Here is a 21515-nt window from a genome sequence, read left to right as displayed (position 1 = left end):
TATTTCCCATCCCGCGGGCCACACGGGCATCGGAACACGGAGGCGACTACCCTCACCCCCCGCCCTCTCCCAGAGGGAGAGGGAGCATGCGCAACACAACCCTGTCCATCTAGAAACCTCTCTGAATGCCCGCGCTGCTTCTCCCGCTTGCCCTCACGCTCCTGTACCTGGTGTGCAGGCACCTCGGTGCCGGACGCCGCCCCGCGCTGCTCTGGGCGGTCCTCGTGTGGACGCTCGCGCTCACGGTCGTCACGGAAGTGCTGAGCCTCTTCGAGCTCATCACCTTCGCCTCGCTCCTGGGATTCTGGGGCGTCGTCGTCGCAGGACTCACGGGATGGCTCCTCGTGCTCCGGCGCCGGAGCGCAACCGGGTCCACCCCGGAAGAGAAGCCCGAGTCGCCGCGAGAGCCCGCCACACGGCTCGCGTTCGGCCTGCTGGCGCTGTTGCTGCTCGCCATCGGCGTGACGGCACTGGTGGCGCCGCCGAACACGGGGGACTCGCTGTACTACCACATGAGCCGGGTGGCCCATTGGGCGCAGAACCGGAGCATCGCGCACTACCCCACGCACGTGCTGGCGCAGCTCCATCAGAACCCGGGCGCCGAGCTCATCATCCTCCACCTCCAGGTGCTCAGCGGAGGCGACCGCTTCGCCAACCTGGTGCAGTGGACCTTCCTCGCCTTCAACCTCGTGGCGGTGTCGCTGGTGGCGGCACGGCTGGGCGCCCGGCCCCCGGTGCAGGCATGGGCGGCGGTCTTCGCCGCCACCGTGCCCATGGGCATCCTCCAGGCCTCGAGCACCAAGAACGAGCACGTGCACGCCTTCTGGCTGCTGTGCTTCGTCTACAGCCTCCTGCGGCTGCGGGAGCGGGTGACCTGGGGCCTCGTGCTCGCCACGGGCACGAGCCTCGGTCTGGCCATCCTCACGAAGATGACGGCGTACTTCTACGCCTTCCCCTTCGTGCTCTGGTTCGCCGTGGACATGCTGCGCTCGCGCGAGTCCTTCCGGCGGCTGCTCGTGCCCGCGCTCGTCATCTCGGTGCTGACGCTCGCGCCGAGCAGCGGGCACTACCTGCGCAACTACCATCTCTACGGCCGTCCCACGGGTCCCGCGGGCGAGGTCAACGTCTACAAGGAGGGCGACTCGTACGTCTATTACAACGAGGTGCTGTCGCCCTCGGCGCTCGTGTCCAACACGCTGAGGAACGCGGCACTGCACCTGGGCACACCGGTGGGGCGCTTCAACGTCCACTTCACCGAGCGGCTCGTGCGCGGGGTGCACCGGCTCATCGGCTTCGACGTGAACGACCCGCGCACCACCTGGGTCACCACCTCGTTCACCGCCGGGCTCGCGGGGGCCTTCCGCAACGAGAACTACGCGGGCAACCCCCTGCACTTCGTCCTCTTCCTGGCCACGGCCTGCGTGCTGCTCTGGCGGTGGCGCCGGACTCCGGGCGAGCAGCGGGCCTACCTCGCCGCGCTCGTGGGAGGCTTCCTCATCTTCTGCCTGGCGCTCAAGTGGCAGCCCTGGAACAGCCGGCTCCACCTGCCGCTCTTCATCCTGAGCGCCCCGGTGGTGGCCGTGGGGCTCGCCGAGCACTGGAAGCAGCGCCGGGCCGACGCCGTGATGCTCGTCCTGCTGCTGGCCTCGTTCGTCTGGGCCCTGGGCAACGAGACCCGGCCGCTCGTGGGCCACAACTCCATCCTCACGCGGAGCCGGCAGGAGCAGTACTTCAGCGACACCGGCGACCGGGACGCTTACGAGGGAGCGGCCCGTTACGTCCTGGAGCACGGGCGCACGCGCGTCGGCCTCGTCTTCGGAGGCGATGCCAACAACCAGCGCGAGTACCCCCTCTGGGCGCTGCTCTCCGGCTCGCCCTCCCCCATCCGGGTGGAGAACGTGGACGTGCGCAACGTCTCGAGCCGGCTCGCCGATCCGGGCTTCTCGCCGGACGCCATCGTCTGCTTCCAGTGTGGCGAGGCCCAGGTGGCGCGCTACCGGGGCAGCACGCACGAGGCCCACACGTTCGGCTCGGCCTGGGTCTTCGTGCCCTGAACCCTACCGAAGCGCCTGGGGCTACCGCGCGGAGGAGGGCTCGGCCCCAGGGGCCCGCCGCTCGCCCGCCGAGAACAGGCGCTTGCCCACGCCCACCAGCGGCTTCTCCAGCGCGTAGTAGCTGAGGGCCGCGCAGGCGAAGGCGGCCACGATGTTCAGCGGCAGCTCCTGGAACGGGCCGAAGGGCAGCGGGCGCTTCATCACCGCGCCCACCAGGAAGAGCTGCTGCCACAGGTAGAGGCTGTAGGAGAGCCGCCCCACCCAGGTGAGGACCGGGGACTCCAGCAGCCTGCCGAGCAGCCCCGTGGGATGGAGCACGGTCCCCACGAAGAAGAAGGGGATGAGCAGCGCCCACCACATGCCGTTGAACGGCAGCAACGAGCCCTTCAGACAGATGGCGGCCAGCACCACCAGGGCCGCCCAGGTCCACCGCGAGGCGAACAGCTTGCGCAGCCACTGCTCCCGCGAGCCGTGGAAGAGCAGCAGCGCCACGCACGCGCCCCACAGCAGGCCGTCGATGCGGATGTCCGTCCGCACGGACATGTCCATCTGGGTGAGCCAGGCCGCGGTGGGATGGAAGCGGATTTCGATCCAACGCCAGAAGGCCACGCCCGCGCCCAGCAGGGCGGAGAGCCAGAGCGCGCGCCGCGAGCCAGCGAGCACCAGCAGGCCGGGCCAGAGCAGGTAGAAGTGCTCCTCGATGGCCAGCGTCCAGAAGTGCCCCGTGTACCAGGTGCCGACCTGGGCGGGCGAGAGGTAGTTCCGGTAGAAGAGGAACGAGCTGAGCAGGTCCTCGCGGTGGACGGCCAGCAGCCCCGCGCCCGTCAGCGCCGTCACCGTCAGCAGGTAGGCCAGGCACGCCGGCAGGATGCGGAGGACCCGGCGCCCGTAGAAGCGCCGGAGGCTGATGCCGCCCGTCCGCTGCTGCTCCTGCAACAGCCGGTAGGTGATGAGGAAGCCGCTCAGTCCGAAGAAGAGGGACACGCCCTCGGCGCCGTACCGGGTGAGGTCGTGCCAGAAGCCCCCCGGCCCCTCACGCGCGAGCAGTGGCGCATCGGACGCGTGGCAGATCAGCACGGCGATGATGGCGATGGCCCGCCAGCCATCGAGCGTCGGGAGATAGTTGGCCCGCTGCAGCTCCGTCGTCTGAGGCGATGTCACCCGGCACCTTTCATCAGGGGGGCGGATGGTTTCCAACGCGGGCCCATCTGTCAATGAACACAGCCTGCATCCGGACTGTTGCCTGAATGGCAGGTAGCTCCCCTCGCGGCCCCCCGAGCCCGCGCGCCTCCCGCCGGGCCACCGAAGATCGGCCGCCGGGGGCACCGGCACACATGGTCTTCAACTCCCTGTCGTTCCTGGCCTTCCTGGCCCTCGGCCTCGTGCTGCATCACCTGCCGCTCACGTGGCGGGTCCGGAAGCTCAACCTGCTGGTGGCGAGCAGCCTCTTCTACGCGGCCTGGAATCCCCTCTTCCTGCCACTGCTCTGGTACGCCATCACCCTGGACTGGTTCCTCGCGCGCGCCCTCGCCTCGGCCCGGACACCCGCCTGGCGCAAGGCCCTGCTCGGAGTGAGCCTCGCCAGCAACCTCGGACTGCTCGCCTTCTTCAAGTACGGGCCCTTCCTCGCGGACAACACCAACGCCCTCTTCCTCGCGCTCGGCGTGCCCCTGCACGTTCCCCGGGTGGACGTCGTCCTGCCCGTGGCCATCTCCTTCTATACGTTCGAATCGCTCGCCTACACCCTCGACGTCTACCGGGGACACGAGAAGCCCTGGGACTCGTTCCTCGACTTCGCCCTCTTCCTCACCTTCTTCCCGCATCTGGTGGCCGGCCCCATCGTCCGGCCCCGCGACTTCCTGCCCCAGTGCACCCAGCCGCGGCGCGCCACCCCGTCCCAGCTCCAGTGGGGTCTGCTGCTGCTGGTGCTGGGCGTGTTCGAGAAGGCGGTGCTCGCCGATGGGCTGCTCGCGCCGCTGGTGGACACCGTGTTCGCCCCCGGCGCGAAGCCCTCGGGTGGAGAGGCCTGGAGCGCGGCGCTCGCCTTCTCGGGGCAGATCTTCTGCGACTTCGCGGGCTACTCGCTGTGCGCCATCGGCGTGGCCCTGTGCTTCGGCTTCCACCTGCCGGACAACTTCCAGAGCCCCTACGCGGCCATCGGCTTCAGCGACTTCTGGCGCCGGTGGCACATCTCCCTGTCGAGCTGGTTGCGCGACTACCTCTACATCCCGCTCGGCGGCAACCGGCACGGGCCCGCGCGCACGCACGTCAACCTGATGCTGACGATGCTGCTGGGCGGGCTGTGGCACGGGGCCTCGTGGACCTTCGTCGTCTGGGGCGGGCTGCACGGGCTGTTCCTCATCGCCGAGCGCATGCTGCGGCCCCTGCTGGAGAAGCCGCGCTGGGCTCGGGCTCCCGTGGGCCGGTTCGCGGGCGTGGCGGTGACGTTCGTGGGCGTCTGCTTCGCCTGGGTGTTCTTCCGCGCCCCGGACTTCGCCACCGCCTTCACCGTGGTGCGCGCCATGGTGGGCGGCTCGGGAGCCGACGCGGGCGGCCTGCTGAGCCAGTTCGACATGGGCCTGGCGGTGCTCACCGTGGGCGCGCTGCTGGCCGCGCAGTGGCGCTACCGCGACGTGCCCCTGCCGGAGGTGTTCACGTCCGTCCCCTGGTGGGCCTCGGCGAGCGCCATGACGGTGATGCTCGTGGCCCTCGTCACCGCCACCGGAGTCGACCGTGCGTTCATCTACTTCCAGTTCTAGCGAGGCGCCCGCGTCCGGCGCGCTGGGGCGGGTGTGGTGGGTGGCGCTGCTCGCGGCGGGAGTCCTCCTGGCGGGCGCCGAGTGGGGCTGGCGCGTCCGCGGCTTCCAGCCGAGCGTGAAGGACACCCCGGAGCTGTGGTCCCTGGAGCGGGCCCGTGCGAGCGAGGGGGATGGGAGCGCCGTGGTGATGCTGGGCTCGTCGCGGTTCCAGGTGGGTCTGGTGCCCGAGGTGCTGTCCCAGGCGCTGGGTGGAGCACGGGTGATGCAGCTCTCCATCAGCGGCTCCAGCAGCCTGCCGGTGTTGGAGGACCTCGCCGCGGATGAGCGTTTCCGCGGGCTGGTGCTGTGCGAGGTGAGCCCGACGCTCTTCTTCTCGGTGGAGCCGAACGAGGTGCGCGCGCGGCCCGCCTCGTACGTGGCGCGACACGCCCACCGCACCTTCGTGGAGGACTGGGAGACGGCGTTGCGGTTGCCCTTCCAGGAGCACCTCGTGGTGCTGCTGTCGGCCGTACAGCCCAAGGGGGTGCTGCACCACCTGCTGGTGAACCGGACGCTGCCGCCCCCGCCCCTCAACCGCACCCGGGCCGACCGCCACCAGCCCTCCCACTTCGAGGGAGTCGACGTCGCGGCCCTGCGTCACGCGTGGGAGCGGCGCTACCAGGACGCGCACGGGAGGACGCCGGAGGCCGCCGAGCTGGAGGCCCTGCTGGAGCGGGTATCCGCCCAGGTGGAGCGCATCCGGTCGCGCGGCGGAGAGGTCGTCTTCGTGCGGATGGTGTCCTCGGGCACGGTGCGGCGCATCGAGGACACGCGCTACCCGCGTGCGCTGTACTGGGAGCGGCTCCTCGAGCGTACAGGCAGCCAGGGCCTCTCCTTCGAGGACAGCCCCGCGCTGGCCCGCTTCGAGTGCCCGGATGGCTCGCACCTCGACTCCCGCGCGGCCACCGGGTTCACCCACCTGCTCGGGCAGGAGCTGCTTCGCCAGGCACCCGGCGGGTTGGCTACCCGCACTCCCTGACCACCCGGACGCGATGTGCGGGTGCACGGCCCCGGGTGGTTTGCCTCTGGCCACCGGCCTCCCGGCCGGTCGACACTGAGCGCCTTCCCGATCCGCTCCTCCGAGGAGACCCCCCCAACATGAAGACCCGGATTGCCCTGCTGCTGTCCTTCTCCCTGGCCACCACCGCCTCCGCCTCCGACGAAACCGCCGCCGAGCTGTGGACGCAGAAGTGCAAGTCCTGCCACGGACCGGATGGCCGCGCGCAGACCCAGATGGGCAAGAAGGAGTCCATCGTCGACCTGTCCCAGCCTGCCTGGCAGAAGGCCCAGACCGACGAGGACATCCGCGAGGTCATCTCCGACGGCTCTCCCCGCAACAAGAAGATGAAGCCCTACAAGGAGAAGCTGACCCCCGAGCAGATCGACTCCCTGGTGAAGTTCGTCCGCACCTTCAAGAAGGGCTGAGTAGGTGGCTGTAGGCCCGGTGCCCTGGGCGACTGTCGCCAACCGGGCCCCTCGCTCTCCCGTTGACCTACACCCATCCGGCTCCTAATTACCCTGGGGCGCTCCGAGGCGCTCCACGGATGGACACTCCTTTTACCCAGAAGCTCGATGTGGAGGCGCTGCGTGCGCCTCCGATGGCTGGGGACCCTTTCGCCCGAGTGCTGGAGCTGCTGCGCGCCGGGCAGCGTGTCCGCACGCAAGGACTCCAGGGGGCCGCTCGAGGCCATGCGCTCGCCCAGCTGACGCGCACCCTGAAGGCGCCGCTCGTCTGCGTCACCACCGACGAGGAGTCCGCGGATGCCCTCGCGAATGACCTCGCCTTCTTCCTGGGCGGGCGAGGCACCCCGCTCGAGCCCCACGTCCTGCGCCTGCCGGCCGACGAGGTGCTCCCCTACGACGAGCTATCCCCGGACGCGGACGTCGTCGCGGACCGGCTCGGCGCCCTCTTCCACCTCCACCAGGGCACGCGCTTTCCCGCGCTGGTGCTCTCGCTGCGCGGCCTGCTACGCAAGGTGCTGCCTCCGAAGGTGATGGGCGAGCTGTCCGAGCGCCTCGTCGTGGGCCAGGACTTCGACCGGGACGAGCTCGCCCGCAAGCTGGCCAACATGGGCTACCAGTCCAGCCCGCTGGTCGAGGACCTGGGCACCTTCTCCGTGCGTGGCGGTCTCGTGGACGTCTTCAGCCCGCTCTACGAGAAGCCCGTCCGCATCGAGTTCTTCGGCGACACCATCGAGTCCATCCGCGCGTTCGATCCGGAGACGCAGCGCACGGTGGACACGCTCAAGGAGATCATCCTCCTGCCAGCGCGCGAGGTCATCTTCTCCGAGCAGACGCGCGCGAATGCCGAGGCCGCCGCCCGGAGCGTGGCGGACCGCATCAACCTGCCCACCACGAAGCTGCGCGAGCGGCTCGACGCCATCCGCGAGGGCCTGCCCGGCTTCGGTCTGGAGGCGCTGCTGCCCGGCTTCTTCGAGGGAGGCCTGGGCACCCTCTTCGACTACCTGACGCGGTGGCACGCGGAGCCGTTCTTCTACCTGGACGACCCCATGGGCCTCGAGCGCGTGGCCGGGGAGCTGTGGAAGGAGGTGGAGCGCTCCGCCGAGGCGTCCGACGCGCGGCAGGATCTCGCCTATCCGCCAGCGGAGCACTTCCTCACCCATGAGCAGGCGGAGGAGCGGCTCGCGGCCTTCCGCGTGATGGAGGGCGGAGGCCTGTCGCTCACCCAGGGCGAGGCGCCGGTGCACTTCCCCTTCGGCACCACGCAGGATGTGCGAGAGGCCATCCTCGCCCACCACGGAGAGGAGGGCGCGCTCACGCCGCTCGTCGAGCGACTCCAGCGCTGGCGCGACACCCGCATCGCCTGCGCGGTGGCGTGCGGCTCGCTCAGCCAGGCGGACAAGCTCAAGCGCCTGCTGCTGGACCGCAACGTGATGGTCCGCGTCCACACCGAGCCGCTCGTGGATGCATCGAAGCTCTACGAGCCCTCGGTGCATGCCCACCTCTTCACGGGCGAGGTGAGCCACGGCTTCGTGGATGGAGTCGGTGGACTGGCGGTGCTCTCGGACGAGGAGATCTTCGGAGCGCGGGCCCGCAGGCGCGTGCGGCGCTCGAAGAGCCTGGATGCCTTCGCCGCGGGCTTCAAGGATCTGAAGGAAGGCGACATCATCGTCCACACCGACTTCGGCCTGGGCCGCTACGCGGGCCTGACGAAGATGCAGGTGAACGGGGTGCCCGGGGACTTCCTCGTCCTGGAGTACGCGGGCCGGGACAAGATCTACCTCCCGGTGAGCCGCATGCGGCTCATCCAGAAGTTCACCGGTGGAGACCCCACCAAGGTGACGCTGGACAAGCTCGGGACGACGTCCTGGGAGAAGACGAAGAAGAAGGTCAAGGAGCAGCTGCTCAAGATGGCGGCGGATCTGCTCAACATCGCCGCGGCACGCCGGGCGCACCCGGGCCACGCCTTCAGCGCACCGGATCGGTACTTCGCCCAGTTCGAGGCGGACTTCGAGTTCGAGGAGACGCCGGACCAGGCGAAGGCCATCGAGGACGTGCTCAGCGACATGCAGAAGTCCGAGCCGATGGACCGGCTCGTCTGCGGTGACGTGGGGTACGGCAAGACGGAGGTGGCGATGCGGGCCGCCTTCAAGGCGACGTTGGATCGCAAGCAGGTGGCGGTGCTGGTGCCCACCACGGTGCTGGCGCAGCAGCACTACCTGTCCTTCAAGAAGCGCTTCAAGGACTACCCGGTGGTGGTGGAGGTCATCTCCGGGATGAAGAAGCCGCAAGAGGTGCGGGAGATCCTCAAGCGCGCCAAGGACGGCAAGGTGGACATCCTCATCGGCACGCACAAGCTGCTGGGTGGGGACGTGGCCTTCAAGGACCTGGGGCTGCTGGTGGTGGACGAGGAGCAGCGCTTCGGGGTGAAGCACAAGGAGCAGATCAAGAAGCTGCGGGCGATGGTGGACGTGCTGACGCTGTCGGCGACGCCGATTCCGCGCACGCTGCACATGGCGATGTCGGGTGTGCGCGAGATGAGCATCATCGCGACGCCGCCGCAGGACCGGCGCGCCATCCGCACCTTCGTGATGAAGTTCGACGAGCAGACCGTCAAGGACGCCATCGAGCGCGAGGTGGCGCGAGGGGGCCAGGTCTTCTTCGTGCACAACCGGGTGGAGTCACTGCCCGCGATGGAGGACACGCTCAAGAAGCTGGTGCCGAACGTCTCCATCGGCGTGGCGCACGGGCAGATGGGCGAGGGCCAGCTCGAGAAGGCGATGCTGGAGTTCACCGAGCGGAAGTACCAGGTGCTGCTGTGCACCAGCATCATCGAGAGCGGCATCGACATCTCGAGCGCCAACACGATGATCGTCAACCGGGCGGACACGTTCGGACTGGCGCAGCTCTACCAGCTGCGAGGACGGGTGGGCCGCTCGAAGGAGCGCGCGTACGCGTACCTGCTGGTGCCGGCGCGGACGACGATCAGCAAGGACGCGCAGCGCCGCCTGGAGGTGTTGCAGCGCTTCACCGAGCTGGGCGCGGGCTTCACCATCGCCAGCCACGACCTGGAGATCCGCGGCGCGGGCAACCTGCTGGGCGCCGAGCAGTCGGGCTCCATCTCGGCCATCGGCTTCGACCTGTACGCGCAGCTGCTGGAGGAGGCGGTGGCGGAGGTGCGGGGCGAGCCGCCCCGGGTTCAGATCGAGCCGGAGATCACCATGCCCCTGGCCGCGCTCATCCCGGACGACTACGTGCCGGACGTGCACCAGCGGCTGGTGTTCTACAAGCGCTTCAGCCAGGCCAGCAATCCGGACGAGGTGCAGGACCTGCGCTCCGAGCTGGTGGATCGCTTCGGCGAGGCCCCGGACGAGGTGGACAACCTCTCGGAGCAGACGCTGCTGAAGATCGACATGCGGGACTTGAGGCTGCGCGCGCTGGAGGGAGGTCCGGGCCGGCTGGTGGTGACGCTGGGCGCGGACGCGCTGCTGGACGGCATGAAGGTGGCGGCGCTGGTGCAGAAGTCCAAGGGCTTCTACCGGCTCACCCCGGACATGAAGCTGGTGGTGAAGCTGGGCGCCGAGATACGGGACCAGGCCCTCATCGCCGAGGCCAAGAAGGTGCTGCGCGATCTCGGCACCTGCGCCCTGCCGCAGGCATAGCCGGGCCGGCGCGATGGCCCTGCCCATCGCGCCTCACGCCTACCCGTTCCGCGCGCCTCAGCGCCCGCCCGTGCCCATCCCAGGCGCCAGGACGATTTCAATGCGCCGGTTGAGGCTGCGGTTCTCCGGCGAGTCGTTGGCCGCGATCGGCTGGTACGGGCCGTAACCCGCGGCGGAGAGCACGGTGGGGTCCACCCCCGCGTCCTGCAGCGACCGCACCACCGCCATCGCCCGCGCCAGGCTCAGCTCCCAGTTGCTCGGGAACGGGCCCTTGGCATCCGTCGGCACGTCATCCGTGTGCCCCTCCACCCGGATGATCTTCCCCTGCACCCCCTTGAGCGCCTCGGCGATCTTCGCCAGCGCCGCCTGCCCCTCCTTGCCCACCCGCGCCGAGCCGGAGGCGAAGAGAATCTTGTCCTTGAGGTTCACCGTCATCCGGCCCTTCAGCTCGGACAGCTCGATCTTCCCCTCGGAGATCTCCTGCTCCAGGCTCTTGGCCAGGCTCTCGTACTCGGCGCTCTTCTTCTCCAGCGCCTCCTTGGCCTCGGTCAGCTTGCGCTTGGAGCTGGCCAGCTCGTCATTGAGCGCGGTGAGCTCGGCGTTCTTCTGCTCCAGCGCCCGGCGCTCGGCCGCACCCGCCGTCAGCCTCGCCTCGGCGGTGTTGAGCCGCGTGGCCAGTGCCTCCTTGTCCCGCTCCAGCCCGGCCACCTGCTCCTCCAGCCCCTTCACCTTCTCGTCGGCCGCCGCCCGCGCGCCCTGCTCCGCCTTCAGCTGCTCCTCCAGCGTCTGGGCGTTCTGCATCGCCAGGTCGTACTTGCCCTGGGTGACGCACCCCGTGGTCAGCACGAGCGTGCACAGCGCGGTCATCAGTCCGGTTCTCATGTTGAGCTCTCCCAAGATGGTTTGAGCCCAAATGGTACCGACTGAGCGCGCGTTGGCCAGCGGGAAGTGCCCGCCGCCCTCGTCAGCGGTGATCGCTCCGGGGCGGTCCCGAGCGGCCCGCCTCGACGAGCGCGCGGGACAGGTCGTCCATCACCCGCAGCAGCTCCTGGCGCACCTCGTCGGAGGAGTTGCGGAGCTGAGAGGTGATGGTGTGCAGCGTGTCTCCCGGAGCGGAGGCATCGTGCAGCATGCGGGCGGCGGTGCGCGTGGCGGTGAGGGGGCCCTCCACGTCCTCCGCCACGAGCCGGCGCAGCCGCTCCATGACACTGCTGGTCGTGGAGTGGGGAGCGGCGGCCGGTACCGGCGGAGGCGGCGGAGGATCCGTGCTGAGCGAGGCCGCGCACACCCGGTTGCGGCCCTGGCGCTTGGCGGAGTAGAGCGCCGCGTCGGTGAGCTCCATCAGGTCCGAGATGGAGGTGGCGTGCACCGGGAAGCAGCCCACCCCGACGCTGATGGTCAGCGAGCGGCTGCCGCCCCTCGCGCCGTGCACCGTGGCGCCCTCCACGGCGGCCCGGAAGCGCTCGGCGGCGATGAGCCCGTGCTCCAGGTCCGTCTCGGGGAGGATCATCGCGAACTCCTCGCCACCGTGCCGGGCCACCACGTCCGTGGAGCGCGCCGTCTGCCGCAGCCGCGAGGACACCTCGCGCAGGGCCTGGTCTCCAGCGCTGTGGCCGAGGTTGTCATTGACCTGCTTGAAGAGGTCCAGGTCCAGCAGCACCAGCGTCATCGGGTGCTTGTAGCGCTGGGCACGGCGGAACTCGACGCCGAGCGCCTCGTGGAAGTAGGCGCGGTTGTAGAGCCCGGTGAGCGGATCCGTCACCGCCACCAGCATGGCGCGGTCGCGCGAGGTGCGCAGCTGGCGCTGGCGGCGCTGGCGGCGCAGGGTGCTGCCCATGCGGGCGGCCAGCTCGGCCATGGGCGTCTGCAACGTGAGGTAGTCGTCGGCGCCGGAGTCGAACGCCGTCACGCGCCGCGGGGTGGACTCGGCGTCGTCCACCACGATGATGGGAGGGGCCTCCTCGTCGAAGCCCAAGCGCTTGAGCAGCGGCTGCTCGCCCTCGAGCGCGATGGAGTAGCTGACGATGAGCAGATCCGCGTCCGTGTTGGTGAGGCGCTGCGCGGAGGCGCGCTGGGTGAGGTGGAAATCGCTGCCCACGGGCGAGCCGCGGAGGGCCCGGGCGAGCCGCTCACCCACCACGGGCATGTGGTGGATGATCTCCACGCGGGCCTGGGGCGGGGTGGGCGCCTCCTGCTCGCGCATCACCCGGGCCATGGCCTCGTGCTGCGCCAGCAGCTGGGCGCGCATCTTGCCCAGCGAGATGAACGAGCGCACGCGCGCCAGCATCTCGGCATCCGGCGCGGTCTTGGTGAAGAAGTCGTCGGCGCCCACGGTCAGGCCCGTCACCCGGTCCTCGGACGAGTCGAGCGAGGTGAGCAGGAGGATGGGCGTGTTGGCGGTGCGCGGATGGTCGCGCAGGCGGCGCGTCAGCTCGTGGCCATCCAGGCCCGGCATGATGACGTCGAGGATGAGCAGGTCGAAGGGGTGGGGTCCATCCGTGGCGAGCTCGAGCGCCTCGCGGGGCGAGGTCAGCATCACCACATCCAATCCGCTCTCCTTCAATCGGGAGCCGATGGCTTCAAGAGCAATGGGGCTGTCGTCCACGAGGAGGACGCGGCCGGAGGTGCCGAGGGAAGTAAGCGCTGCCATGGGGTCCGTTCTGCCCTCGAGGCTATCAGAGTGGAGGGGGCGGATGGATGAGGGGGGGCGATATTTCGTCCACCTGGCTGACTCCCCGCCCGCCGGGCGAGACACCCCTGCCAGCAGTCCCGGGGCTCGCGTCAGGGGATGGGGTGGGAGTCACCAGGTGATGACGTAGGTGCAGTGCGGCCCACCGGTCTTGCGGCAGGGCTTCTTCTCGTCGTGCGTCACGCGTACGCTCCGCTCGTAGCGGCGGCACAGGGACATGAGCAGGCCCATGTCGAACGCACACGGGTAGGGGGTCGCGCACACGGTGATGATACGCCGTTGTCCCGGCACCGGCTCGTAGCCGTAGTGACCGATGCCCTCTTCCATGTGTCCGGTCCCCGGGTCGAACATCGGCCTGCCGTGCTTGCGGTGGTTCATGTGGTACGCCACATCGAGCGACTTGAGGGCGCTGTGGATGTCCTGGGTCCCCTGGGGGAAGGCCGCGTTCCGGGGGATGGCCATGCCGATCTGCGTGACCACCCCGTCCCCCAGCTGCTTGCTGATCTGCTGGAAGCACAGGAGCCACGCCTGCTGCGAGTACCACGCGTCCAGCTCCAGGTGCGCCACGCCGCTGGGGCCCGGCCGGCCAATGCCCTCATCCAACAGATAGGCACTCGCGAGCACCGCGAATTGACTGAAGCCATCCAGCACGGAGCGAACCGCCAGGCCGATGACCTCGATGCCATCCTCGAACGGGACGAATTGCATGTGCATGGACTCCCTGGCCGTGACACTGAGCGGCACGTCCACCGGATGACATCCGGCCCCTCGGGGGGAGGACTGTACCACCCAGGTCATGTCCGGGGACAAGCCCGGGTACGGCTCCGCCCGCGCCCAGGTCCTGGCCTGAAGCGGAGAATGACCCGGTGCGTCTTGACGCTCAGCGCCCGGAGTCTCCAGCACCGCCGCAGAAGCGCGCGATGGCCCGCGAGAGGTACGCCTCGCACCGCACCAGGTCCTCCACCGGGACGTACTCACCCGTCTGGTGGGCCACGCGGATGTCCCCCGGGCCGAACACCACCGCCTCCGCGCCCAGCTCCGTGAGCTGCGGGGCCTCGGTCCCGAACGGCACCGTGATGGGGGCGTTGCCGGACAGCTCCGCCAGCACCCGCACCACCTCCGCGTCCGCCCGCGTGTCCACCGCCGGCTCCGAGCGCATCAGCCGGATGCGCGCCTCGTAGCCGGGCTCGTCCCGCACCAGCTCCTGGCGGATGGACTCCAACAGCTCCAGCACCCGCTCCTTGGGCTGCCGGGGGATGGGGCGCCACTCCACGACGAAGCGGCACGACCCGGCGATGACGTTGGACGCCTTGCCCCCGCCGATGACGCCCACATTCACCGTGGTGAAGGGCGGCTCGAAGGACTCGTCCCGCTCCTCGCGCAGCCGCGTGCGCGCCAGCGTCTCCAGCTTCTGCAGGAAGCGCCCCGCGCGGAAGATGGCCGAGGCGCCCTCGTCCGGGTACGCGCTGTGCCCCTCCTTGCCCCGCACCTCCACCTCCGCCAGGCAGTAGCCCTTGTGCGCGCGCACCGGCACCAGCGAGGTGGGCTCGCCCACGATGGCGTGCCGCGCCCGGCCCTTGCCCAGCGTCACCAGGTGCTTGGCGCCCTCGCAGCCCAGCTCCTCGTCGGCCGTCAGCAGCACCATGAGGGGGGCCCGCAGCGGCCCCGTGTAGTGCGTCACCGCGTGCAGCGCGCAGGCGATGAAGCCCTTGGTGTCGCATGCGCCACGACCGTAGAGCTTCCCGTCCCGCTCCGTCAGCCGCAGCGCGTCCGTCCACGCCGTGTCGTACGGCACACAGTCCGTGTGCCCCACCAGCGCCAGCGCCGCCCTCTCCTCTCCCCCGCCGCCCTTCACAGCGACGAGGTTCACCTTCTCCACCCCCGCCCCGTCCCTGTAGGGCACCCGCTCCACCCGGAAGCCCGCCTCCACCAGCCGCCCCTGGGCCAGGTCCACCAGCGGCGTATTGGGGCGCGAGGACGTCGTGTCCAGGGCGATGAGTTCCGACAGGGTGGTGCGAAGCGCGGGCAGGGTGTCACTCAAGGATGGGGCCTCCGGATCCACCCACTACTGTAGATGGACCCGCGAAAGTCCCACACCCCTCCCGAAGGAGTCCAGGCGCCCCGTGCGCGGAATCCGACAGGAGACACGTCCCCCGGGACACCTCGCCGCTCCGGCCCGCGCTCCCTAATTCAGCCCCCACCTGCGTGGCAGGGAGGCCAGACATGGCGGGAGGAGGCGCACGAGGGCTGCTGTCGATACTGGCCGCGCTGCTGCTCGCCACGGGGTGCCGGCGTGACGAGGCCCAGGCCATCGCCGCGGTCCCCGAGCAGCCCGCTCCAGCCCTGGAGGCACCTCGGGCCTCGGGTGGAATGTTCCGGCTGAGCGAGCAGCGGGGAAAGGTGGTCCTCCTCTCCTTTGGCTACACGGCCTGTCCGGACGTGTGCCCCACCACCCTGTCCCAGCTCCGCCGCGTCTACGAGCAGCTGGGCGCCGCCGCCCGGGACGTGGAGGTGGTGTTCGTCTCGGTGGACCCGGAGCGCGACAGCGCGGAGCGGCTCGAGACATACGTCCACGCCTTCCACCCGCGCTTCACGGGTCTGCGCCTGGAGGGAGACGCGCTCGCGGCGGTGCTGTCCGGCTACCGCGTCACGGCCTCCCGCCGCTATCCGGACGCCACGCGCTACCGCGAACACCGGTTCGCCGGAGACATCCCCTACACCGTGGACCACACGGGGGCCTACTTCCTCATCGACAAGCGGGGCGTGCTGCGCGAGCGCCTGCCGTATTCGGTGCCCGCCGGAGAGCTACGGGCGGGAGTCGAGCGGCTCCTGGCGGAGCGGGAGCCCCGCGCGTCCGTCCCCGGGGTACGGGTGGAGGGGGCGCTCGCGCGTCTGACACCCGCCCGGGTCGGGGCCGTCTACTTCACGCTGGTGAATACCGCCGGGCGGGAGGATCGGCTCGTGTCCGCCGAGGCCTCCTCCGCCGGGCGGGTGGAGTTGCACGAGGTGGTCGCGGAGGGAGAAGTCCTGCGGATGCTCCCGAGGCCCGAGGGCTTCGGTGTACCGGCGGGAGGCCGCGTCGAGCTGAAGCCGGGAGGCAAGCACCTCATGCTGTACTCCGTCCAGGGCTCGCCCGGGAGCATCCACCTCACGCTCCATTTCGAGCGGGCGGGCGCCGTTCAGCTCACCGTTCCCGCCTCGGGGCCGGGCGCGGACGGGCCTTGAGCGCCGGAGTCACCATGGTTCCGCCCTCCTGGAGGCAGGTTCTCGGGGTGCTCGCGCTGCTGGTCACCCTCGCTGGAGGCATGCTCGTGCTGCGCGCCTGGGCCGTCCAGCCGAGCCGGGAGGTGGAGCTGGGTGGGCTGCGGATGCGGCTGGAGCGGGCCGTCTGGATGCATGAGCCGACGGATCATGGAGACGCGGCGCGCCTGCCCACCTCGGAGGGCGCACCTGGACCGGGGCGGCGCCGCCTGATCGTCGAGGTCACCGTCTTCAACCCGGGGAGGACGCCCCTGAACTTCGAACCCGGGGAGCTCCTCCTCTCAGAGGCCGCGCGAGGGACGGTGTGGCGGCCCTCGGTGGGAGGCCGCGGCGTCTTCACCCTGCGCCCCGCGGAGCTGCTGCCCGTGACGCTGAGCTTCGACGTCCCCGCGACGCAGGGGCCCGTGCGGTTGGAGTGGGAGCGAGGCACGGAGCGCGAGGCCCTCCTCCTCACGCAGCGCCCCGCGAGCCCTGGCGACACGGAAGGACAACCCGGGTGGCCCCTGCGCGTGGAAGAGCTCCCACCGGGCAGGGAGGCCGCGGGCTCGGCCCTCTTTCATGGACGGCTCGCCTGTACGTCCTGCCATGGCGGCCTGGCACGGCCCGAGGGCCCGCGCATCGCGCCCTTCCTCGGCGACTTCGCCCGGGTGGGCGCCACCCGTGTCGCGGGAAAGAGCGCGGCGCAGTACGCCTACGAGTCCCTGCTCGACCCCGACGCCTTCATCCCCCCGGAGTGCGCCGAGCGTCAGCCCTGTACACGGCCCACCCTCATGCCCCTGTACGGAGAGTCGCTGTCGCCCCAGGAGATGGCGGACCTCGTCAGCTACCTCATGAGCCTGCGGGGAGGAGGGTGAGCATGAGGGAGGCATGGCGGCAACGGTTGGCGCTCGCGGTCCTGCTCACGCTCGGCATGCTGGGCTGGGAGCTGTGCCTGCTGGAGCTGCTCTCGGGCGGCTTCGATGTCCCGGCGAGCGCGCTGGCGCCACGCCTGGCCAGGGACGCGATGCTCCTCTTTCCCCTCTGGCTCGTGGCGCTGTGGCGCACGCGTCCGGAGAAGCCGCGCGACGGCGCCGCCCTGTCCCTGTGCTTCCTGCTGCTGCTTCTTCCCGTGGCCGCCGGACGAGCCGTGCTCCAACGCCAGCAGGCGAGTCCTCCCCCGTCCGAAGCCATGGAGGGACAGGCCCTCTCCGCGACGGAGCCGGCGCTGGGGGACGAGGGCCGCTTCCTCTGCGCGACCGTGGGCGCGGACGTGTCCGCCATCTCTCCTGAGCCGGCCAGTGATTCGCCGATGGCGACGGCGTGGACGGGGATGAGGGACGCGCTGCTGCTTCAGGTCCCCGTCCTTCCCCTGACGCTGCTGCTGCTGCGCCGCCGCTCGAGGCCCACCGCCTCCGAAGCACGCGCGGCCACTCCGGCGCTCGGGCCGCTCCTCCTCCTGGGAATCCTCTGTGGCTGGCGCTCCGATGGAGGGCCCCCGTCGCCCCGCCTGTCCTCTCTTCAGCAAGGCGAGGGAGTGTGCCGCCCTGGAGCGCCCGTGAGGACGTACTCCGTGGCCGCCATCGCCGTCGACCGTCCGCTCAATGCCCACGGCGATCATCAACCCCAGGGCCTCATGTACGTTCTCGAGGAGGAGCGCACCGCCCCCGGGTTGCACGGCGAGCCCATCCAGCCGCTCGTGCTGCGCGCCAACCTGGGAGAATGCCTCCTCCTCCACTTCACCAACCGGCTGGCCACCGGGCCCGCGGCGCTGCGCATCGAGGGCCTGCCAGCCACCGTGAGCGGCAGGAGCCCCGAGGGCGGTTTCGTCCCTGGAACCTCCGTACCGCCCGGACGGGGCCTCACGTATGTCCTCGCCCTTCCCGAGTCACCGGAGGCGGAGGGCACCTACCTCCTTCACGACTCGGAGGAGGGAGGAGCGCGGGAGGCACGGGGGCTCTTCGGAGTCCTCGTCCTGGAGCCCGCGGGCGCCAGGTACCGTGACGCCTCCACGGGCGAGCCGCTGCGGCACGGCACGGGCTGGGAGGCCCTCATCGACGTCCCCTCGGGAGAGCACTTCCGGGAGCTGGTGCTGCTCTACCATGCCCTGGGTCCCCCCGAGTCCGCCGACGTGCGCTCCGCGAGCGGCGCCCCACTGCCCGTGCTGGACGAGATGGCGGGCCCCTTCCGGGCTGGAGCATTCGGCGTCAACTACCGCAGTGAGCCCCGGTTCGATCGGGAGGAGCACCTCCCGGAAGACGGCGAGCGGCGCCCCTCCCCTCGCCGGAGGTTGGCGACACCGGCGCTCCGCTCGTACCTGGGCGAGCCCGTCAAACTACGCCTCGCGCACGCGGGGAGCGCGGAGTTCCACGTCCACCACGTGCACGACGGGAACGAGCGCCGCGGCGGCGGCGAACCGCCCCAACTCCTGAGCCCGGGGCGTGGACGGACCCTCCTCCTCGGCCAGCCCGGCGGCTTCCCCCAGGCGCCGGGAAGATTCCTCGTCCATTGTCACGTGCCCAACCATTTCACCGGAGGCGAGTGGCTCGAGTGGCACGTGTTCTCCGCCCCCCAACGCGGGCTCGCTCCACTGCCGTCCCCGAATCACCGGTGAAGCGGAGGCGCCACGCTCGCGGGGTGCGACAACATGTCCCATCCCTCGTGCGAAACATCCAGCCTACAAGCCGGGCCGACGTCTCCCCTGGAGGAACACGGATGAAGGCCCACTCGCCCCCGCTTCTCGCCGTCGCAGTCTTCCTGCTGTGCCAGACCGCCCAGGCCCATATCTCGGTGGTCTCCGGTCCCGCCTTCGCGGGAAAGAGCCAGGAGCTCACGTTCAAGGTCGGTCACGGCTGCAACGGCGCGGACACCTTCCGCGTGGAGATCCGCATCCCGGACGGAGTGACCTCGGTGCGCCCGCTGGACTCGGTGTTCGGCAAGGCCGTCGTCTCGAAGGACGCGGCGACGGGGAAGGTGAAGTCGGTGACCTGGACGAAGGCCGCCGCCGACGTACTGCCCGGAGACACCCAGCTCTACAAGTTCACGCTGAGCGCCTCCCTGCCGGACGCGCCCTTCACCCCGTTGTTCTTCCCGACGATCCAGTCCTGCCGCGCCGCGGATGGCACCGAGTCGACCACCGAGTGGGTGGGCACCACTCCGCACCAGCACGACGGCAACACGGGCACCACGCCCACGGAGGAGCCGGCCCCCTCTGTCTTCCTGTATCCCGCGCGCACGCCCGGCTGGAACAAGTACACCGTGGACCAGCACGTGCACGATCTCTCGGTCTTCAACGACGCCCAGATCGTCTGGTCGGGAAACGCCGCCTACAGCCCCAATGCGGCCACCCAGCAGTTGATCGCGAAGGAGCCAGACACCCAGACGCTCCGGGAGCTCCATCCGGGCACTGAGATCTGGGTCAAGTACTGAGCGAGGAGTCCGCGATGCGTCCCTTCCTCATCCTGGCCGCGCTGTCACTGTTCTGCGCTTGTCCCTCGAGCACTCCCGCTCCATCGGACAAGCCCGGAGAGACCCCCTCCGCCGGGCTTCCCGCGGAGCTGAAGCCCCCGACCTCCCACCAGGAGCGTCCCCCCACGGGACCGGGGCTGCCGGGTGACCTGAAGCCCCCCGGTCACTGAACCGGAGAGCTCGAGGCGGAGGACGTCAGGCCTGCACTTCCGCCCCTTCGGCCACCCACGGGCGCTTCCGCACCGCTTCCTTGATCCACAGGATGTGCCGCTCCTCGTCGCGGCGGTTCTTCTCGATGAGCGTGCGCACCTCGGGGCTCCAGTCGAAGCTCAGCGCCAGCTCATAGGCCCGGTTGGAGAACTCCTCGTTGCCGAGCATCGCCACCAGCGCGGCCTCCGTCCCCATCAGGCTCGACATCGCCGTCAGGCCCCTCATCGCCGCGCCCTTCAGATCCGGCCGCAGATCCACCGCCTCGCCGCCGAACCGGAGGATGAAGGCGTTGAGGTCCTGCACGTGGCGGACATGGTCCACCCGGAATTCGTTCAGCCGCTCGCGCACCAGCGGCTCCTTCACCCGGGCAATCGCCGCGTCATACGCCCCCACCGCGTCCACATCGAGCTGAGCCAGGCTGCGCAGCTTCTCCACCTCGGACTTGCGTGCCATGTCGTCCTCCCCCCGCCCTCATGAAAAATCGACCCGGGCAATGTGCGTGGACCCGCCCGCACGGCCAACCCCACCGCCTCCGCGCCCGCTCGGACAGCAGGCAGGGCGGCATCTCCTCCCCGGTGTCCCGTCACGCCTTCGCCGTGCGCACATTCCCTCCATGGCTCTCACCAACGGAGGCATCTGCCATGAAGAATGAAGACGCGGTCACCACCAATGTCGAGCTGCAGACGCGGCGCATTCCCTCCATCAGCTTCCTCGGAGTCGCCATCGGGTGCATGGCCGCCAGCGCCCTGCTGATGGTCACCGGCCGCAAGACCTGGGCGAACTTCGTCGGCCAGTGGGCACCCACCATCCTCATCCTCGGGACCTACAACAAGATCGCCAAGACGTTCTCCGCTCCCATCGACGAGCACGAGCGCGTCCGGCATGGCGACCACGCCTCCCTGCTGAAGTCGCCCGAGGAGCTCACCCGCCAGATGTCGCCCCAGCCCGTGAGCTGAGCGGATTGACGGATGCGCCTACCCTCACCCCGTCCCTCTCCCAGAGGGAGAGGGGTGGGGGCACATTCAGGCCCTCGCGGGACTCGCTCCGGTGGGCGCCTCGCTCCGGCCCTCGCACTGCCGCTCCGCTCGCCGGTGCTTCATCACGATGACGATTCCCACCAGCGCGCTCACCAACATCAGCGCGTTCGTCACCACGAACACCCAGTTGCGCACCAGCAGGCTGTAGAAGGTGAAGCCCGTGGAGGCGGTGATCTGCCCCACGAAGAGCCACTTCGACACGCCCTTGCTCGTGCCCGACTTCCACTGCTTGTACACCTGATTCCCGATGGTCAGCACCAACACGAACGAGCTGAACCACCCGATGGCTTCGCTCCCCATACGCTCAACGATGCGCATGTCCTCGGGGACAGGACGGGCCCTCCCCCGTGGGACGGGCGGGCGGCCTGGCGGAGCGCGGAAGGGAATGCGCGGCATCCCCGCCGGAGCGGACACACCCTCCCTCCAATGAACCCCAACCCGCAGCCTGGAGGTGCGCCATGAAGATTCGTGACGTGATGACTCCGGACGCCGTCGCCGCCCACCCGGAGACGACCCTGATGGGCGCCGCCGAGATGATGCGCCTGCTCAACGTGGGCTCACTCCCCGTCATGGACGGCGAGCGCGTCGTCGGCATCATCACCGACCGCGACATCGTCGTGCGAGGCCTCGCCCTGGGCTTCAACCCCCAGAGCGCCTCCGTCGCGGACGTGATGACGCGCAACGTGCAGACGTGCTCCGTGGACGACGACGTCGAGGACGTCGCCCATCAGATGCGCGAGCTCCAGGTGCGCCGGTTGCTCGTCGTGGACGAGCACGAGCGCCTCGTCGGCATCGTCTCCCTGGGGGACCTGGCCATGGAGATGGAGGACCAGACGCTCGCCGGGCGGGTGCTCGAGGGAATCTCCGAGCCACCCGTGTCCCTGGCGCACTGAGGGCCG

Annotated in this window: 19 protein-coding genes; 12 read left to right on the top strand and 7 right to left on the bottom strand. The window is 70.0% G+C overall.

Annotated elements, in window-relative coordinates; genetic code table 11:
- Positions 1-125: 125 nt before the first annotated feature.
- Positions 126-2054, top strand: coding sequence for an ArnT family glycosyltransferase (locus NR810_RS21510; protein WP_257455073.1), 1929 nt, complete (start codon positions 126-128; stop codon positions 2052-2054).
- A gap of 21 nt (positions 2055-2075) precedes the next feature.
- On the opposite strand, the gene NR810_RS21505 is transcribed toward NR810_RS21510, so the two are convergent.
- A complete protein-coding gene (locus tag NR810_RS21505) occupies positions 2076-3215 on the bottom strand; it encodes an acyltransferase family protein (RefSeq protein ID WP_257455072.1) in 1140 nt (379 codons plus the stop codon).
- A 173-nt stretch (positions 3216-3388) separates the two neighbouring features.
- Between NR810_RS21505 and NR810_RS21500 the strand changes: the two genes are divergently transcribed.
- The 4 genes from NR810_RS21500 (at position 3389) to mfd (ending at position 9975) form a co-directional block, all read left to right on the top strand.
- Entirely contained in the window at positions 3389-4813 is a 1425-nt protein-coding gene (locus NR810_RS21500) for an MBOAT family O-acyltransferase (RefSeq protein ID WP_257455071.1), read from the top strand.
- A complete protein-coding gene (locus NR810_RS21495) occupies positions 4788-5831 on the top strand; it encodes a hypothetical protein (RefSeq protein WP_257455070.1) in 1044 nt (347 codons plus the stop codon). The genes NR810_RS21500 and NR810_RS21495 overlap by 26 nt, the downstream gene beginning before the upstream one ends.
- Before the next feature lie 119 nt (positions 5832-5950).
- Positions 5951-6277 carry a c-type cytochrome gene (locus NR810_RS21490; RefSeq protein WP_257455069.1) on the top strand — a complete coding sequence of 109 codons (327 nt, stop codon included), beginning with the start codon at positions 5951-5953 and terminating at the stop codon, positions 6275-6277.
- Positions 6278-6396: 119 nt separating this feature from the next.
- Entirely contained in the window at positions 6397-9975 is a 3579-nt protein-coding gene (gene mfd / locus NR810_RS21485) for a transcription-repair coupling factor (RefSeq protein ID WP_257455068.1), read from the top strand.
- Between the two features lie 57 nt (positions 9976-10032).
- On the opposite strand, the gene NR810_RS21480 is transcribed toward mfd, so the two are convergent.
- The 4 genes from NR810_RS21480 to argE form a co-directional block, all read right to left on the bottom strand.
- Positions 10033-10857 (bottom strand): OmpA/MotB family protein, encoded by an 825-nt coding sequence (locus tag NR810_RS21480; protein WP_257455067.1) that lies wholly within the window; start codon positions 10855-10857, stop codon positions 10033-10035.
- A gap of 82 nt (positions 10858-10939) precedes the next feature.
- Positions 10940-12625 (bottom strand): diguanylate cyclase, encoded by a 1686-nt coding sequence (locus NR810_RS21475; protein ID WP_257455065.1) that lies wholly within the window; start codon positions 12623-12625, stop codon positions 10940-10942.
- A 150-nt stretch (positions 12626-12775) separates the two neighbouring features.
- Positions 12776-13372 carry a hypothetical protein gene (locus NR810_RS21470; RefSeq protein ID WP_257455064.1) on the bottom strand — a complete coding sequence of 199 codons (597 nt, stop codon included), beginning with the start codon at positions 13370-13372 and terminating at the stop codon, positions 12776-12778.
- 172 nt (positions 13373-13544) lie between these two features.
- Positions 13545-14705: an acetylornithine deacetylase gene (gene argE, locus NR810_RS21465; protein ID WP_257455063.1), complete on the bottom strand. Its 1161-nt coding sequence runs from the start codon at positions 14703-14705 to the stop codon at positions 13545-13547.
- 182 nt (positions 14706-14887) lie between these two features.
- Here argE and NR810_RS21460 point away from each other — a divergent pair, with 182 nt between their 5' ends.
- From NR810_RS21460 to NR810_RS21440, 5 genes are all read left to right on the top strand, one after another.
- Entirely contained in the window at positions 14888-15889 is a 1002-nt protein-coding gene (locus NR810_RS21460; protein ID WP_257455061.1) for an SCO family protein, read from the top strand.
- A gap of 14 nt (positions 15890-15903) precedes the next feature.
- Positions 15904-16779, top strand: a complete 876-nt coding sequence (locus tag NR810_RS21455) for a c-type cytochrome (RefSeq protein ID WP_257455060.1) — start codon at positions 15904-15906, stop codon at positions 16777-16779.
- A gap of 2 nt (positions 16780-16781) precedes the next feature.
- Positions 16782-18515: a cupredoxin domain-containing protein gene (locus tag NR810_RS21450; protein ID WP_257455058.1), complete on the top strand. Its 1734-nt coding sequence runs from the start codon at positions 16782-16784 to the stop codon at positions 18513-18515.
- Positions 18516-18616: 101 nt separating this feature from the next.
- Positions 18617-19330, top strand: coding sequence for a YcnI family copper-binding membrane protein (locus NR810_RS21445; RefSeq protein WP_257455057.1), 714 nt, complete (start codon positions 18617-18619; stop codon positions 19328-19330).
- Between the two features lie 14 nt (positions 19331-19344).
- The gene (locus tag NR810_RS21440) at positions 19345-19539 is read left to right on the top strand and encodes a hypothetical protein (RefSeq protein WP_257455056.1); all 195 of its coding nucleotides are present in this window, start codon (positions 19345-19347) and stop codon (positions 19537-19539) included.
- Positions 19540-19564: 25 nt separating this feature from the next.
- Here the strand turns inward: NR810_RS21440 and NR810_RS21435 are convergent, their stop codons facing one another.
- Entirely contained in the window at positions 19565-20032 is a 468-nt protein-coding gene (locus NR810_RS21435; RefSeq protein ID WP_257455054.1) for a ferritin-like domain-containing protein, read from the bottom strand.
- A 188-nt stretch (positions 20033-20220) separates the two neighbouring features.
- On the opposite strand from NR810_RS21435, the gene NR810_RS21430 reads away from it, so the two are divergent.
- Positions 20221-20535 carry a hypothetical protein gene (locus NR810_RS21430; RefSeq protein ID WP_257455052.1) on the top strand — a complete coding sequence of 105 codons (315 nt, stop codon included), beginning with the start codon at positions 20221-20223 and terminating at the stop codon, positions 20533-20535.
- A 66-nt stretch (positions 20536-20601) separates the two neighbouring features.
- Here NR810_RS21430 and NR810_RS21425 read toward each other — a convergent pair whose 3' ends face one another.
- Entirely contained in the window at positions 20602-20934 is a 333-nt protein-coding gene (locus NR810_RS21425; RefSeq protein ID WP_306818366.1) for a PQ-loop repeat-containing protein, read from the bottom strand.
- A 140-nt stretch (positions 20935-21074) separates the two neighbouring features.
- On the opposite strand from NR810_RS21425, the gene NR810_RS21420 reads away from it, so the two are divergent.
- A complete protein-coding gene (locus NR810_RS21420; RefSeq protein WP_257455049.1) occupies positions 21075-21509 on the top strand; it encodes a CBS domain-containing protein in 435 nt (144 codons plus the stop codon).
- Positions 21510-21515 lie beyond the last annotated feature (6 nt).

The sequence above is a fragment of the Archangium lipolyticum genome (assembly GCF_024623785.1).
Taxonomy (GTDB): domain Bacteria; phylum Myxococcota; class Myxococcia; order Myxococcales; family Myxococcaceae; genus Archangium; species Archangium lipolyticum.
Note: the sequence above shows the minus strand (reverse complement) of the source record. Positions and strands in the feature narration are given on the sequence as shown.

Coding starts and splice junctions, on each gene's coding strand:
- NR810_RS21475 (WP_257455065.1), bottom strand. CDS start 12,625: ATGGCAGCGCTTACTTCCCTCGGCACCTCCGGCCGCGTCCTCCTCGTG.
- mfd (WP_257455068.1), top strand. CDS start 6,397: ATGGACACTCCTTTTACCCAGAAGCTCGATGTGGAGGCGCTGCGTGCG.
- NR810_RS21445 (WP_257455057.1), top strand. CDS start 18,617: ATGAAGGCCCACTCGCCCCCGCTTCTCGCCGTCGCAGTCTTCCTGCTG.
- NR810_RS21450 (WP_257455058.1), top strand. CDS start 16,782: ATGAGGGAGGCATGGCGGCAACGGTTGGCGCTCGCGGTCCTGCTCACG.
- NR810_RS21500 (WP_257455071.1), top strand. CDS start 3,389: ATGGTCTTCAACTCCCTGTCGTTCCTGGCCTTCCTGGCCCTCGGCCTC.
- NR810_RS21440 (WP_257455056.1), top strand. CDS start 19,345: ATGCGTCCCTTCCTCATCCTGGCCGCGCTGTCACTGTTCTGCGCTTGT.
- NR810_RS21430 (WP_257455052.1), top strand. CDS start 20,221: ATGAAGAATGAAGACGCGGTCACCACCAATGTCGAGCTGCAGACGCGG.
- NR810_RS21480 (WP_257455067.1), bottom strand. CDS start 10,857: ATGAGAACCGGACTGATGACCGCGCTGTGCACGCTCGTGCTGACCACG.
- NR810_RS21490 (WP_257455069.1), top strand. CDS start 5,951: ATGAAGACCCGGATTGCCCTGCTGCTGTCCTTCTCCCTGGCCACCACC.
- NR810_RS21470 (WP_257455064.1), bottom strand. CDS start 13,372: ATGCAATTCGTCCCGTTCGAGGATGGCATCGAGGTCATCGGCCTGGCG.
- NR810_RS21425 (WP_306818366.1), bottom strand. CDS start 20,934: ATGCGCATCGTTGAGCGTATGGGGAGCGAAGCCATCGGGTGGTTCAGC.
- NR810_RS21510 (WP_257455073.1), top strand. CDS start 126: ATGCCCGCGCTGCTTCTCCCGCTTGCCCTCACGCTCCTGTACCTGGTG.
- NR810_RS21455 (WP_257455060.1), top strand. CDS start 15,904: ATGGTTCCGCCCTCCTGGAGGCAGGTTCTCGGGGTGCTCGCGCTGCTG.
- NR810_RS21420 (WP_257455049.1), top strand. CDS start 21,075: ATGAAGATTCGTGACGTGATGACTCCGGACGCCGTCGCCGCCCACCCG.
- NR810_RS21435 (WP_257455054.1), bottom strand. CDS start 20,032: ATGGCACGCAAGTCCGAGGTGGAGAAGCTGCGCAGCCTGGCTCAGCTC.
- NR810_RS21460 (WP_257455061.1), top strand. CDS start 14,888: ATGGCGGGAGGAGGCGCACGAGGGCTGCTGTCGATACTGGCCGCGCTG.